13 protein-coding genes are annotated in these 12,953 nt (G+C 76.4%); 9 read left to right on the plus strand and 4 right to left on the minus strand.

Features of this window, described 5'->3' with window-relative positions:
* Positions 1 to 44: 44 nt before the first annotated feature.
* Positions 45 to 1,109: a phosphoribosylformylglycinamidine cyclo-ligase gene (gene purM / locus O2W17_RS11425; RefSeq protein ID WP_269192559.1), complete on the plus strand. Its 1,065-nt coding sequence runs from the start codon at positions 45 to 47 to the stop codon at positions 1,107 to 1,109.
* Positions 1,110 to 1,264: 155 nt separating this feature from the next.
* On the opposite strand, the gene O2W17_RS11430 is transcribed toward purM, so the two are convergent.
* Together O2W17_RS11430 and O2W17_RS11435 are read right to left on the minus strand one after the other, a co-directional pair.
* Positions 1,265 to 1,489, minus strand: a complete 225-nt coding sequence (locus O2W17_RS11430; protein WP_269192560.1) for a DUF3073 domain-containing protein — start codon at positions 1,487 to 1,489, stop codon at positions 1,265 to 1,267.
* A gap of 163 nt (positions 1,490 to 1,652) precedes the next feature.
* Entirely contained in the window at positions 1,653 to 2,717 is a 1,065-nt protein-coding gene (locus O2W17_RS11435; RefSeq protein WP_269192561.1) for a Glu/Leu/Phe/Val family dehydrogenase, read from the minus strand.
* A gap of 158 nt (positions 2,718 to 2,875) precedes the next feature.
* Here O2W17_RS11435 and O2W17_RS11440 point away from each other — a divergent pair, with 158 nt between their 5' ends.
* The 4 genes from O2W17_RS11440 (at position 2,876) to O2W17_RS11455 (ending at position 7,310) form a co-directional block, all read left to right on the plus strand.
* Positions 2,876 to 3,871 (plus strand): substrate-binding domain-containing protein, encoded by a 996-nt coding sequence (locus tag O2W17_RS11440; protein WP_269192562.1) that lies wholly within the window; start codon positions 2,876 to 2,878, stop codon positions 3,869 to 3,871.
* 119 nt (positions 3,872 to 3,990) lie between these two features.
* Entirely contained in the window at positions 3,991 to 4,926 is a 936-nt protein-coding gene (locus O2W17_RS11445; protein WP_269192563.1) for an ABC transporter permease, read from the plus strand.
* A complete protein-coding gene (locus O2W17_RS11450; protein WP_269192564.1) occupies positions 4,923 to 5,723 on the plus strand; it encodes an ATP-binding cassette domain-containing protein in 801 nt (266 codons plus the stop codon). The genes O2W17_RS11445 and O2W17_RS11450 overlap by 4 nt, the downstream gene beginning before the upstream one ends.
* Before the next feature lie 186 nt (positions 5,724 to 5,909).
* Positions 5,910 to 7,310 carry a peptidoglycan DD-metalloendopeptidase family protein gene (locus tag O2W17_RS11455; RefSeq protein ID WP_269192565.1) on the plus strand — a complete coding sequence of 467 codons (1,401 nt, stop codon included), beginning with the start codon at positions 5,910 to 5,912 and terminating at the stop codon, positions 7,308 to 7,310.
* A gap of 78 nt (positions 7,311 to 7,388) precedes the next feature.
* Here O2W17_RS11455 and O2W17_RS11460 read toward each other — a convergent pair whose 3' ends face one another.
* Positions 7,389 to 7,949 carry a hypothetical protein gene (locus O2W17_RS11460; RefSeq protein ID WP_269192566.1) on the minus strand — a complete coding sequence of 187 codons (561 nt, stop codon included), beginning with the start codon at positions 7,947 to 7,949 and terminating at the stop codon, positions 7,389 to 7,391.
* A 57-nt stretch (positions 7,950 to 8,006) separates the two neighbouring features.
* Between O2W17_RS11460 and O2W17_RS11465 the strand changes: the two genes are divergently transcribed.
* The 3 genes from O2W17_RS11465 to mftG are packed head-to-tail and all read left to right on the plus strand — an operon-like array spanning position 8,007 to position 11,723.
* The gene (locus O2W17_RS11465; protein WP_269192567.1) at positions 8,007 to 8,876 is read left to right on the plus strand and encodes an MBL fold metallo-hydrolase; all 870 of its coding nucleotides are present in this window, start codon (positions 8,007 to 8,009) and stop codon (positions 8,874 to 8,876) included.
* On the plus strand, positions 8,873 to 10,201 hold the full coding sequence (locus O2W17_RS11470; RefSeq protein WP_269192568.1) for a class I adenylate-forming enzyme family protein: 1,329 nt from the start codon (positions 8,873 to 8,875) through the stop codon (positions 10,199 to 10,201). The genes O2W17_RS11465 and O2W17_RS11470 overlap by 4 nt, the downstream gene beginning before the upstream one ends.
* Complete coding sequence (mftG, locus tag O2W17_RS11475; RefSeq protein ID WP_269192569.1) at positions 10,194 to 11,723, plus strand: mycofactocin dehydrogenase MftG; 1,530 nt, start codon at positions 10,194 to 10,196, stop codon at positions 11,721 to 11,723. Before O2W17_RS11470 ends, mftG begins: the two co-directional genes overlap by 8 nt.
* Positions 11,724 to 11,824: 101 nt before the next feature.
* On the opposite strand, the gene O2W17_RS11480 is transcribed toward mftG, so the two are convergent.
* Complete coding sequence (locus O2W17_RS11480) at positions 11,825 to 12,043, minus strand: hypothetical protein (RefSeq protein ID WP_269192570.1); 219 nt, start codon at positions 12,041 to 12,043, stop codon at positions 11,825 to 11,827.
* 216 nt (positions 12,044 to 12,259) lie between these two features.
* Between O2W17_RS11480 and O2W17_RS11485 the strand changes: the two genes are divergently transcribed.
* A complete protein-coding gene (locus tag O2W17_RS11485) occupies positions 12,260 to 12,952 on the plus strand; it encodes a phosphodiesterase (protein WP_269192571.1) in 693 nt (230 codons plus the stop codon).
* Position 12,953 lies beyond the last annotated feature (1 nt).

Below are 12,953 nucleotides of genomic sequence, written 5' to 3' on the forward strand. Positions count from 1 at the left end.
CGGGGGACGGCGACCGAGGAGCGGAACGAGGGCGGAGTCGAGTCATGACCGGACCGACGTTCACCTACGCGGCGTCCGGCGTCGACATCGACGCCGGGGAGCGCGCGGTCACCCTGATGCGGTCGGCCGTGGAGCGGACCAACCGCCCCGAGGTGGTGGGTGGGCTCGGCGGCTTCGCCGGTCTCTTCGCCCTGGACACGCAGAAGTACCGGAAGCCGCTGCTTGCCTCGTCCACCGACGGCGTCGGCACCAAGATCGCGCTGGCCCGGCAGCTCGACCGGCACGACACCGTGGGCATCGACCTGGTCGCGATGGTCGTCGACGACCTGGTGGCCTGCGGTGCCGAGCCGCTCTTCCTCCAGGACTACGTCGCCTGCGGCAGGGTCGTGCCGGAGCGGATCGCCGCGATCGTCACCGGGATCGCCGCCGGCTGCACGCAGGCGGGGGCCGCCCTGGTCGGCGGGGAGACCGCCGAGCACGGTGACCTCATGGACGCCGACGAGTACGACCTGGCGGCCACCGCCGTCGGCGTCGTGGAGGCCGACGCCGTCCTCGGCCCCGAGCGGGTCCGCAGCGGGGACGCCGTCGTGGCGATGGCCTCCTCCGGCTTCCACTCCAACGGCTACTCGCTGGTGCGCCGCGTGGTCGCCGCCGCGGGGCTGGACCTCGCCGCGACACCGGCCGGGCTGGACCGCCCCCTGGGGGACGTGCTGCTCGAGCCCACCCGCATCTACGCCCTGGACTGCCTGGCGCTGGTCGAGGAGCTCGGGGTGGGGGCGGTGCACGCCTTCGCGCACATCACCGGCGGGGGGCTGGCCGGCAACACCGCCCGCGTGGTCCCCGAGGGGCTCCAGGCCGTGCTGGACCGCGGCACCTGGGTGCTGCCGGCCGCGGTGCGGCTGATGGAGGAGCACGGCGTGCCGCGGGCGGAGTCCGAGCGCGCCTTCAACTGCGGCGTGGGCATGGTCGCCGCCGTCGCCCCCGAGCAGGCCGACGCCGCCGTCGCGCTGCTGACGGCTCGCGGGGTGCCCGCGTGGGTCGCCGGCACCGTGCGGGACCGCGGCGACGACGCCGCGCCGGCCGCCGAGCTCACCGGCGCCTACCGCTGAGCCGACCCGGTGCGGCGCGTGCGCGTCGCCCCGGGCCCGGAACGACTCCCGGGCTCGGCGGACCCGCGCCCGGGCCGCCCGTGGACGGGAGAACACCACGACACCGCTGCCCCGGAGGGCGGCGGTGTCGTGGTGTCGGACGGATCAGCCGCGGGTCAGCGGCTGGCCGCCCAGTCGTCGTCGGAGTCGTCGTCCGCCCAACGATCGGCGTACGTGTCGTCCTCGTCCTCGTCGTCGTCATCAGCCGCGCTGGGCGCGGTGTAGGTCGACGACGAACCGGCCAGCTCGCGCTGAAGCGCGGTGAGGTCGGTGTTGGGTGAGCTGTACTTGAGCTCACGGGCCACGCGTGTCTGCTTGGCCTTCGCTCGGCCGCGCCCCATCGGCTCGACCCCCTCGTTACGGAGTGCGGTGGACCAGCCAAGCGGCTGATGCGGCCCGCGTGGCGACCCCGACTGAGTGACTATGTCTCGGACAACATTACGACACGGATCCGCGACGGGCACACGCCCTCCCCCTCGCAGGTGGTGCGCGCGTCGTCGTCGGTCAGCGGGGGAGCCGGATCGTGGCCAGCCGGCCGACCGTCCGGATCCGCTCCTCCGCCAGCCGATCGGCCGCCACGGCGGGGGAGATGCCCTCGGCGTCGGCGAGGGCGAACACCCGCAGCGCCACGCCGAAGATGCCGGAGGCCTTCGCCTGGGCGCGGTCGAAGGAGAACCCGTGCCGCTCGTCCTCCACCTGGATGACGCCGCCGGCGTTGACGAGGAAGTCCGGGGCGTAGAGGACGCCGCGCTCGCGCAGCCGGTCGGCCATCTCCGGGGTGGCCAGCTGGTTGTTGGCCCCGCCGCAGACGATCCGGCCGGGCAGTGCCTCCACCGTCTCCGCGTCCAGGGCCCCGCCGAGTGCGCAGGGCGCGTAGACGTCATGGGGGGTGCGCACCAGGGCCGCGGTGTCGTCGACGGCGCGCACCTGCGGGTGGCGGGCCTGCAGGCGCTGCACGGCGCCCTGGTCGACGTCGGTGACGACGACGTCGGCGCCGTCGTCGACCAGGTGGCCCACCAGCCACGAGCCCACCTTGCCCACGCCCGCCACGGCCACCGTGCGCCCGGCGAGCGACGGGGAGCCCCAGCAGTGCTGCGCGGCCGCCCGCATGCCCTGGAAGACCCCGTAGGCGGTCAGCACCGAGGAGTCGCCGCAGCCGCCGTAGGCCTCGGAGCGGCCGTGGGCGAACCGCGTCTCCCGGGCGACGACGTCGAGGTCGGCGTTGTAGGTCCCGACGTCGCACGCGGTGAGGTAGCGCCCGCCGAGCGACTCGACGAAGCGGCCGTAGGCCCGCAGCACGGCCTCGGTCTTGGCGGTGCGCGGATCGCCGATGATCACCGCCTTGCCACCGCCGAGGTCGAGGCCGGCCAGGCTGTTCTTGTACGTCATGGCGGCCGACAGCCGCAGCGCGTCGGCGACGGCGGCTTCCTCGTCGGCGTAGGGGTAGAAGCGCGTCCCCCCGAGCGCCGGCCCGAGGGCCGTGGAGTGGATGGCGATGATCGCCCGCAGCCCCGACTCGGGGTCGCTGCAGAACACGAGCTGTTCATGACCGGATGCCAGGACGTCCACGACGCCGAGCGTAGAACGCGCCGCGGCCGTGACCCGGTCCGAGGGAAGCGGCCGCGCGTCGGCCACCCTCGACGGCGCCACCGGCAGGCGGGAGGGGCATGATCCTGGGCGGACCGGACGCGCGGGCCCAGGGCCCCGCGAGCACAGGAGGACTCTCGATGGCCGCACCCAAGCGACTGCTGGCACTGGCCCTGGCCGCGCCCCTGCTCCTCTCCGCGTGCACCACGGACAGCGCGAGCGACGGCGACGGCGGCGACGGAGCCGGCGGCGGGTCCGACGGCGCCGGGGGCGGGGGCGACCTGGCCTTCTCGGTGATCACGCACGGCTCGGCCGGTGACGCGTTCTGGGACGTCGTGCAGAACGGCGCGCAGGCGGCCGGCGAGGACCTCGGCATCGACGTCGACTACCAGAGCGACGGCGACCCGCAGCGGCAGGCGCAGCTGATCGAGGCGGCGGTGAACCAGGACGTGGACGGCATCGTCGTCTCGATGGCGAACCCCGACGCGCTCCAGGGAGCCGTCGAGCAGGCGGTCGAGGCCGGCATCCCGGTGGTCACCATCAACTCCGGCGGCGGGGAGTCCGCCGAGTTCGGCGCCATCGGCCACGTCGGCCAGGACGAGACGATCGCCGGCCAGGGCGCCGGCCGCCGGCTGGCCGAGGACGGCGCCCAGGACGTGCTCTGCGTCATCCACGAGGCCGGCAACATCGGCCTCGAGCAGCGCTGCGCCGGCGCGGCGGAGGCGCTGGGCGGTGGGATCCGCACCGTGCAGGTCGACATCAACGACCTCACCGGCGCGCAGTCGACCATCGCCTCGCAGCTGCAGAGCGACGAGGGCATCGACGCGGTGCTGGCCCTGAACTCGGCCGTGGCAGCCGTCGCCGTGGAGGCCGCCCAGGACGCCGGCTCCGACGCCCGGGTGGCCACCTTCGACCTCAACGAGGACGTGATCGAGGGCATCCAGGCCGGCGACATCGCCTTCGCCGTCGACCAGCAGCAGTACGAGCAGGGCTACCTGCCGGTCGTGATGCTCCAGCTCTACGCCGAGAACCTGAACACGGTCGGCGGTGGCCAGCCGGTGCTCACCGGACCGGCGATCGTCGACGCCGAGAACGTCGACGCGATCGCCGACCTGGCCACGGCCGGCACGCGCTGAGCACCCGGGAGGCGACCGCCCCGGCGGAGCGGCGGGGCGACGAGCGGCTCGGTGCCGCCGGCCCGCTGCGCCGGCTGCTGGTCAAGCCGGAGCTGGGCGCGCTGGTCGGCGCGGTCGCCGTGTTCACGTTCTTCGCGGTCCAGTCCGAGGTGTTCCGGTCGCCCCGCGGCATCGCCAACTGGCTCGACCCCGCGTCGACGCTGGGGATCATGGCGGTCGCGGTCGCGATGCTCATGATCGGCGGCCACTTCGACCTCTCCGCCGGCGTGATGACCGGGACCACCGCGCTCACGGTCGGCATCGTCGCCGTCGAGTTCCGGCAGCACCTGTGGGTGGCCATCGGCGTCGCGCTGGTCGTCGCCCTGGCGATCGGCTTCTTCAACGGCTGGCTGGTCACGCGCACCGGGCTGCCGAGCTTCATCATCACGCTCGGCACCTTCCTGATGCTCCAGGGCCTGAACCTGGGGCTCACCAAGCTGTTCACCGACACGGTCACCGTCGGCGGCATCGACGACGTGCCCGGGTACGCGGTGGCCGAGTGGGTGTTCGCCTCCCGCGTGGAGGTGCTGGGCGCGCCGATCCGGGTGGCGGTCCTGTGGTGGCTGCTGTTCACCGCGCTGGCGACCTGGGTCCTGCTGCGCACCCGCTTCGGCAACTGGGTCTTCGCCACCGGGGGCGACGAGGTGGCCGCCCGCAACGTCGGCGTGCCCGCCCGGCGGACCACGATCGCGCTGTTCATGACGACGGCGGCCGCGGCCTGGTTCGTCGGCACCACCCTCGCCGTCCGGCTGACCTCGGTGCAGGCCAACACCGGCATCGGCCAGGAGCTCATCTACATCGTGGCCGCGGTCATCGGCGGGTGCCTGCTCACCGGCGGCTTCGGATCGGCCATCGGCGCCGCGCTCGGCGCGCTGATCTTCGGGATGACCCAGCTGGGGATCCCGTACCTGCGCTGGGACGCCGACTGGTTCTACTTCTTCCTCGGCGCCATGCTGCTGCTCGCCGTCCTGGCCAACCGGCTGGTCCGCCGCTCCGCCGAGGCGGCCCGGCGGTGACCGCGCCCCGGGACGGCGCCCCGCCGCTGCTGGAGCTGGCCGACGTCGGCAAGGACTACGGCTCGGTCATCGCCCTCGACGGCGTCAGCACCACCGTGCGCGCCGGGGAGGTGACCTGCGTGCTCGGGGACAACGGGGCGGGCAAGTCCACCCTGATCAAGATCCTCTCGGGCGTGCACCGGGCGGACCGCGGGACGGTGCTGCTGGACGGCCGGCCGGCGGGCTTCGGATCGCCGCGCGAGGCGCTCGACGCCGGGATCGCCACCGTCTACCAGGACCTGGCGATGATCCCGCTGATGGCGATCTGGCGGAACTTCTTCCTCGGTGCCGAGCCGACCCGCGGCCGCGGACCCTTCCGGCGGTTCGACGTCGCGCGCGCGAAGGAGACCACCCGCCGCGAGCTGGCCGCGATGGGCATCGACATCCGCAACCCGGACCAGCCCGTCGGCACCCTCTCCGGCGGGGAGCGCCAGTCGGTGGCGATCGCCCGGGCGGTGCACTTCGGCGCCCGGGTGCTGATCCTCGACGAGCCCACCTCGGCCCTCGGCGTCAAGCAGGCCGGCGTGGTCCTGCGCTACGTGGCGCAGGCGCGCGACCGGGGCGTCGGCGTCGTGCTGATCACCCACAACCCGCACCACGCCCACCCCGTCGGGGACCGCTTCCTCGTGCTCAACCGGGGCCGGAGCCTGGGCGAGTTCGCGAAGGCCGACATCAGCCGTGAGGAGCTCACCCGGCTGATGGCCGGTGGTGCCGAGCTGGACGCGCTCGGCCACGAGCTGGAGCGCCCGGGGAGCTAGCCGCCGGGAGCGGCGGAAACCGTTCTGCACGCGTCAGGTCGACATACCGACCGTGACGAGACGGTCGCCGATCGTTCTGGTCCGCGGCGTGGCTGTGCTGCCGCGTGTTGCCTTTGTGACTCCCGGTGACAGTGGGACCGTTCGCAGGCCACACCGCCCAAACCCTCTTCCCCAGGGAGCGAGCACATGTCCCAGCGCCGTCCGTCCGGACCGGCGACCCCGCGGACCGGCACCGGCCGGGCCGTCGCGGGCCGCTCCACCCGGCCGTTCCGCACCGCCCTGATCGGCGTGGTGGCCGGAGCGACGCTGATGGTGACCGCCGCTCCCGCCGGCGCCGTCCCCGAGCCGCCGCCCAACCCCAGCGACAGCCAGATCGGCGAGGCCCAGGGCCAGCAGGCGGCCGCCGCCGCCGAGGTCGGCCGCATCGCCGGGCTCGTCGCCGAGGCCGAGTCCGAGCTCGAGCGGGTGGGCGTCCAGGCCGAGGCCGCCGGCACCGCCTACCTCATCGCCGAGGAGGAGCTGGCGATCGCCCAGGAGGCCGCCGACCGCGCTGCCGCCGAGCTCCGCGCCGCCGACGAGGCGGTCGCCGCGGCCGGAAGGCGCATCGCGGCGTTCTCCCGGGACAGCTACATGAACGGCTCCTCGCTGACCAGCTCGGCGGCGCTGCTGGACTCCGAGGGCCCGGGCGAGCTCATCCAGCGGGCCGCGATGCTCGACTACGTGGCCGCCAACCAGCTCGACGTCCTCGGCGAGCTCGAGGTGGCCCGGGTGCGGCAGGCCAACGCCGACTCGGCCGCCCGCGCCGCCCGCGACGAGCGCGCCGCCGCGGAGGACGCCGCCCAGGCCGCCAAGGAGGCCGCGGACGCGCAGCTCGCCTCCCGGCAGGCCGCCTACGCGGAGATCGAGACCCAGAAGGCGCAGTACGAGGCCCAGCTGCAGGCCGCGCAGATCCGGCTGCTGGAGCTGCAGGGGGCGCGCAACGCCTACCAGCAGTGGGCCGCGCAGAAGGCGGCCGAGGAGGCGGCGGCCCGGGAGGCCGCCGAACGCGCCGCCCGCGAGGCCGAGGCGGCGGCCGAGGCCGCCCGGACCGCCGCCCGCGACGCCGCCGACAGCGGCGGCGGCAACGGCGGTGGGAACACCGGCGGCGGCAGCGGTGGCGGCGGTGGCGTGAGCGGCGCCGGATACGTCAAGCCCACGTCGGGCCGGGTGTCGAGCTGCTTCGGCTGGCGCTGGGGCGCCCTGCACGGCGGCGTGGACATCGCCGCCCCCATCGGCACGCCGGTCTACGCGGTGACCAGCGGCGTGGTGCGCCGCGCCGGTACGGCCACCGGCTTCGGCTACGCCGTCTACATCGAGGGTGACGACGGCGCGGTGACCGTCTACGGCCACGTGCACCGGTACTTCGTGTCCACCGGCGAGCGGGTCGTCGCGGGCGAGCGGATCGCCGAGGTCGGCAACCGGGGCCAGTCCACCGGGCCGCACCTGCACTTCGAGGTCCACCCGGGCGGCCGGATGTACGGCGGCCAGGCCGACCCGGTGCCGTGGCTGAACGCCCGCGGCGTCCGGGTCGGGGGCTGCGGCGGCTGACCGCACCCGCGACGGCACAGCGGCCCGCCACCCCTGGGGAGGGGTGGCGGGCCGCGGTCGTGCCGGGGGAGGGGGCGCTCAGCTGGACGGCGCGGTCTCCTCGGTGGACACCTCCAGGCCGCACTCCTCGGCGAGGTAGGTCTCCACGTTCGACGAGGCCTGGCTCAGCTCCTGCTCCAGCGGGGCCAGCTCCTGCTGCAGGGTGGCCAGCGCGTTCGGATCGGTCAGGTCGATGTTCTCCAGCGTCGAGGCGAACCGCTCGGCGCCGTCGGCGAGCGCCGTCCAGTCCGGGGTCAGCTCCTCGGGCGCCTCGATGGAGCGGATCTCCTCCGCCGCCGCCCGGAAGACCCGCGGCAGATCGGTCGGGTCGCCCGCCGTGGCGCTGCCGGAGATCCGATCCTGGATGGTCGAGGCCTGCGTGCAGAACTCGGAGCCGGCGCCCTCGGTGGCGGTCTGCTCCGAACCGGTCCCCGGGGAGCCGGTCTCGTCGGAGCCGGTCTGCTCCGCGGCGGAGGTCTCCGCGGCCGAGGTCTCCTCGGACGCGGTGGTGTCCTCGTCGTCGGACCCCCCGCAGCCGGCGAGCAGGGCGAGGGCGGTGGCCGCAGGGAGGACGGCGGCCCGGAGGATGGATCTGCGCATGGCCAAGGGTAGCGGCCGGGTGCGCGGTGCGGGGGCCTCGCGGCTAGCGTGCCGGTCGTGGCCGTTCCGTCCGATCCCCGCGGCGCGTGGGATCTCCCCGCCTTCGGCGCCCTGCCGCGCTCCGCCGAGCTGGAGCCGCTGGTCAGCCGGGTGCTGGCGCCCAACCCCTCGCCGATGACCCTCGACGGGACGAACACCTACGTGGTCGGCGCGCCGGGCAGCGGCCAGGCGGTGGTGGTGGACCCCGGTCCCGACGACCCCGCGCACCTGGCGGCGGTCGAGGCCGCCCTGGCGGCGCGCGCCGCCCGCTGCGTCGCCGTCCTGGTCACCCACCACCACGGCGACCACGCCGACGCCGCCCGGCCGTGGGGCGCCCGCTTCGGCGCTCCAGTGGCCGCGGCGTCGGAGGCCGTCGCCGGCCCCGCGGGCCGGGTGCTGGGTCCGGGGGAGCGGCTGCGCCTGGCCGGGACGTCGATCGACGTCGTCCCCACCCCCGGTCACACGGCCGACCACCTGGCCTTCCGGCTGGAGTCCGGCGCGGTGCTCGTCGGTGACCACGTGCTCGGCCGCGGCACCTCGGTGGTCACCCACCCGGAGGGTGACGTCGTCGCATACCTGGACTCGCTGCGCCGGGTGCACGACCTGGGCCCCAGCGCCCTCTACTGCGGCCACGGCCCCGAGCTGACCGAGGACCCGGGCGCCGTCCTCGGCTACTACCTGGCCCACCGGGCGTACCGGGAGCAGCAGCTGGTGGACGCGCTGGCCCGCGGCGCGGGCAGCGTCGACGAGCTGGTCGCCACCGTCTACGCGGAGGTCCCCCGGGAGCTCTGGCCGGCCGCGGCGCAGTCCACCCGCGCCACGCTGGCCAAGCTCGCCGCCGAGGGGCGGGTCGTGCTGTCCGGCGACGGCGGCGTGCGGCCGGCGTGAGCGACGTGGCCGCGGGGGGCGTGCCGGTCGTCACGGCGGCCGGGAGCGAGCGCGACCAGCGGCGGGCGGCGGCGGCGCTGGCCGCGGCCGGCCTGCGGGAGGGCGACCGGCTGCTGGTGTCGGCCGCCGCCTCGCCGGCGCTGCTCGCCGTCGTGCTGGGGGCGCTGCGCACCGGGATCGTGCCGGTGGTCCTGGACCCGGCGCTGCCCGCCGGGGAGCGGGCGGCGCTCGCCGCGGATGCCGACCCGGCCCTGGACGCCGGTTCGGATCCCGCACGCCTGCTCGGCGACGCCGAGGCCGCGCTCGCCCCGGTGCCGCTGGCCCGCCCGATGCACTACACGTCGGGCACCACCGGCCGGCGCAAGGGCGTGTGGTCCGGCGTCCTCGCCGACGCCGACGCGCGCGCCCTGGCCGGCGAGGAGATCGAGCTGTGGGGCTTCGGTCCGCAGGACCGGCACCTCGTCCTCTCCCCGCTGCACCACAGCGCGCCGCTGCGGTTCGCGATCCACACCCTGCTGGCCGGCGGCGAGGTGCTGCTGCCCGGCCCCTTCCATGCCGCCCGCGCCGCGAAACTGATCACCGGCCTCCGGCCGACGACGGCGTTCTGCGTGCCCACCCACCTGCAGCGGCTGCTCGCCCGCGACGACGTCGACTGGTCGTCGTTCCGCCGCCTCGTGCATGCGGGTGCGCCCTGCCCCGAGCCGCTCAAGCGCGCGGTGCTGGCGGCGCTGCCGGAGGGCAGCGTGTGGGAGTTCTACGGCTCCACGGAGGCCCAGTTCACCGTCTGCTCGCCCGACGACTGGCTGGCGCACCCCGGCAGCGTCGGGCGGGCGCGCCCGGGCCGGCGGCTGGAGACCGACGAGCGCGGCCAGCTCTGGTGCACGGTGCCCGGCTGGGCGCGGTTCGAGTACTGGCGGGCTCCGGAGAAGACGGCGGCGGCCTGGCGGGGGGACCGGGTGACCGTCGGCGACCTGGGCCGGGTGGACGACGACGGGACCGTCTGGCTGGACGGCCGGCGGGAGGATCTGGTGATCTCCGGCGGGGTGAACGTCTACCCCGCGGAGGTGGAGGCGGTGCTCGACGCCCATCCCGGTGTCGTGGAGAGCGCGGTCTTCGGCCTGCCCGACGCAGACTGGGGGCAGCGGGTGGTGGCCGCCTACGTGGGCGAGGTCGGCGCCGACGACCTGGCCGCCTGGGCACGGGCGCGGCTGGCGCCCGCCAAGCGCCCGAAGTCGCTGCACGCGCTGGACGACCTGCCCCGGACCTCCACCGGGAAGGTGCGCCGGCTGGACCTCCCGGGGGTGCTCGGGCTCGCGGGTGGCTGAGCACTGGGACGTCGTCGTGGTCGGCGCCGGCACCGCGGGCTGCCCGCTGGCCGCCCGGCTGGCCGACGCCGGCCGCACCGTCCTGCTCCTGGAGGCCGGGGCGCACCACCCCGATCCCGCCGACGTGCCCGGCGAGCTGCGCGACGCCACCACCCTGCAGGCCGCCGTGCCCGGCCACCCCGCCAACTGGGACCTGCCGGGTCTGCTCCCGGGCGGGCGGACCGTCCGCGTGCCGCGCGGCCGGGTCACGGGGGGCTCCAGCGCGGTGAACGCCGGCTACTTCGTGCGCCCGACCCCTGCGGACGCCGCCGGCTGGGCCGCCGCGGGCAACGACCTGTGGTCCTGGGACCGGCTGCTGCCCGCGCTGTGCCGGCTGGAGGACGACCGCGACTTCGGCGACCGGCCCGGGCACGGCGCCGGCGGGCCGGTCCCGGTGGTCCGCCCCACGGGCGGCCCGCCCCTGGCCGAGGCGTTCGCCGCGGCCGCCGAGGAGCTGGGTGTGCCCGCCGAGCCCGACAAGAACGCCGGGGGCGCCCCGGGCTACGGCCCGCTGCCGCGCAACGTCGTCGACGGCGTGCGGATCAGCACGGCGCAGGCCTACCTGGCCCCGCGCCGCGGGCTCCGCGGGCTCAGCGTGCGCGGGGGCGTCCGGGTGCTGCGCGTGCTGGTAGAGGGCGGCCGGGCGGTGGGCGTGCGCACGACGGCGGGCGACGTCGCCGCCGACGAGGTCGTGCTCGCCGCCGGGGCGGTGGGGTCGGCGCACCTGCTGCTGCTGTCCGGCATCGGCCCGGCGGCCGTGCTGCGCGAGGCCGGCATCGACGTGCTCGTCGACGCCCCGGGGGTGGGCCGGAACTGCTCGGACCACCCGCTGGTCTACCTGCCGTTCCGCGCGGTCCCGGGGACGACGGCGGCCCCGGGGCGGTCACCGCTCGAGGGCGTCCTCCACCTGACCTCCGCGGGGGGCGAGGTCCCGGGCGACCTCGAGGTGCTGCCGTGGCTGGCCCCGTTCGCGCAGGTGATGACCGGTCGCCCCGCGCCCGCCGGCGAGGCGGTGGAGATCGGCGTGGGGCTGCAGCGCACGGCGGGCGTCGGCCGCCTGGTCCTCGCCGGCGGTGATCCCGCCCGCCCGCCGGTCGTGGAGTACGGGCACCTCGCGGAGACGGCCGACCGGCGGCGGATGCGGGAAGGGGTCCGCGCCGCCGCCGCGCTGCTGCGCACCCGGGCGCTGGCGGCCGTGGGGCGGCCTGCCAGGGACCTTCCCGAGCCGCTGCTGGCCGACGACGCGGCGCTGGACCGCTGGATCGGCGAGCGGCTGACGACCGCGGTGCACCTCTCCGGCACGGCGCGGATGGGACCGGAGAGCGATCCGGCTGCCGTCGTCGACCAGTGGCTGCGCGTGCGCGGCGTCGAGGGGCTGCGCGTGGCCGACACCTCGGTGCTGCCACGGGTCCCGAGCCGGGGGCCCGCCGCCACCGCCGTGCTCGTGGGGGAGCGGGCCGCGGAGCTCATGACCGGCGGCTGACCGGCCGCGGGGCGTGCCGACGGGGCAGCCGCACCCGGCCCGACGGCCGGACGGTCCCGGCGGCGCGCGGTCGCAGCCGCCGGGACCCCGGGCTCGGGGGATCAGCGGACGGCGGGCATCTCGCTGGTCGTGGTGGAGGTGAGGGGCGACCACGCGTCGGGGTGCGGGCGGCCGGCGTCGGCGGCCCAGTCCGGCGTGCGGAGGCCGGACTGCGTGCCGCGGCTGATGGTGGCCGGGCGCGCGCTGAGGCTCACGATCACGGCCAGCAGCGCCACCAGGCCGACCAGAACACCACCGATGACCAGGAGCGTCGAGAGCATGCACTCAACGTAAGCGTCAGATCATTCCGTGTCACCAGGCAGATGTCTCCGAAGATGAGCGGCGACATGTGCAGAGTTCGCTGCACGGCCATCGACGCGGCGGCTGCCCGTATCCCCGGTGTCAGGTCCGCTCGACGTCGGCACGCCCGGCGCCCCTGCATACCCCGGAGGCCCGCGCGGGTAGGCAGCCCGCCGGTCCGAGGAGCGGAGGGCGTCGTGCGGGATCTCGCGGGGGTGGCCGGAGGGCTGGTGGCCGTGCCCTTCGGGGCGGTGGCGCGGTGGCGCCGGGGCCGGCCGTTGCACCCCCGGGGCGCCGTCCTGGACGCGGTGCTGGACCGGCGCGGCGGGAGCCCGTCCTTCGGCGTCCCGTGGCTCGACGAGGTGCGCTCCGACCGGGTCGTCGTCCGGATGTCCCGCGGCGCCGGCCTGCCTGCGCCGCTGCCCGACGTCCTCGGGCTGGCGGTCCGGCTGCCCGGTGCGGCCGGCTCCCCGGTCGACCTCCTGCTCTCCACCTCCGGCCGCGGCCCGCTGACCCGGCGGGTGCCCGTGCCCAGGAGGGACGCGGCGGCCGTCTACGGCTCGATCATGGCCTACCGGACGGCGGCCGGGCCGGTGCGGCTGGCCGCCTTCCCCGAGCGCACCGGCATCCCGTCCGACCCGGCGCCGCTGGCGGTGGCGGCCGAGCGCGGCGCGGTCGCGTTCACGGTGGCGGCCGCCGTCGGGTCGGGCGGGTGGCGGCCGTTCGCCCTGCTCCGCGTCGAGGGTGCCCACCGACCGCCGGCGCCGGCCGTGCGCTTCGACGCCGTCCGCCACGCGCCGCCGGGCCTGGCGGCCGACGGGCCGCTGGCGCGCTTCCGGGAGCCGGCGTACGCCATCGCCCGGCAGGTCGGCCGGCCTTCCCGCCAGTGAC

This window comes from Blastococcus sp. VKM Ac-2987 (assembly GCF_026967805.1).
Classification (GTDB): domain Bacteria; phylum Actinomycetota; class Actinomycetes; order Mycobacteriales; family Geodermatophilaceae; genus Blastococcus.

Bases quoted from the DNA above. Each gene is read 5' to 3' on its own strand.
- purM (WP_269192559.1), top strand. From the start codon at position 45: ATGACCGGACCGACGTTCACCTACGCGGCGTCCGGCGTCGACATCGAC.
- O2W17_RS11430 (WP_269192560.1), bottom strand. From the start codon at position 1,489: ATGGGGCGCGGCCGAGCGAAGGCCAAGCAGACACGCGTGGCCCGTGAG.
- O2W17_RS11440 (WP_269192562.1), top strand. From the start codon at position 2,876: ATGGCCGCACCCAAGCGACTGCTGGCACTGGCCCTGGCCGCGCCCCTG.
- O2W17_RS11455 (WP_269192565.1), top strand. From the start codon at position 5,910: ATGTCCCAGCGCCGTCCGTCCGGACCGGCGACCCCGCGGACCGGCACC.
- O2W17_RS11460 (WP_269192566.1), bottom strand. From the start codon at position 7,949: ATGCGCAGATCCATCCTCCGGGCCGCCGTCCTCCCTGCGGCCACCGCC.
- O2W17_RS11480 (WP_269192570.1), bottom strand. From the start codon at position 12,043: ATGCTCTCGACGCTCCTGGTCATCGGTGGTGTTCTGGTCGGCCTGGTG.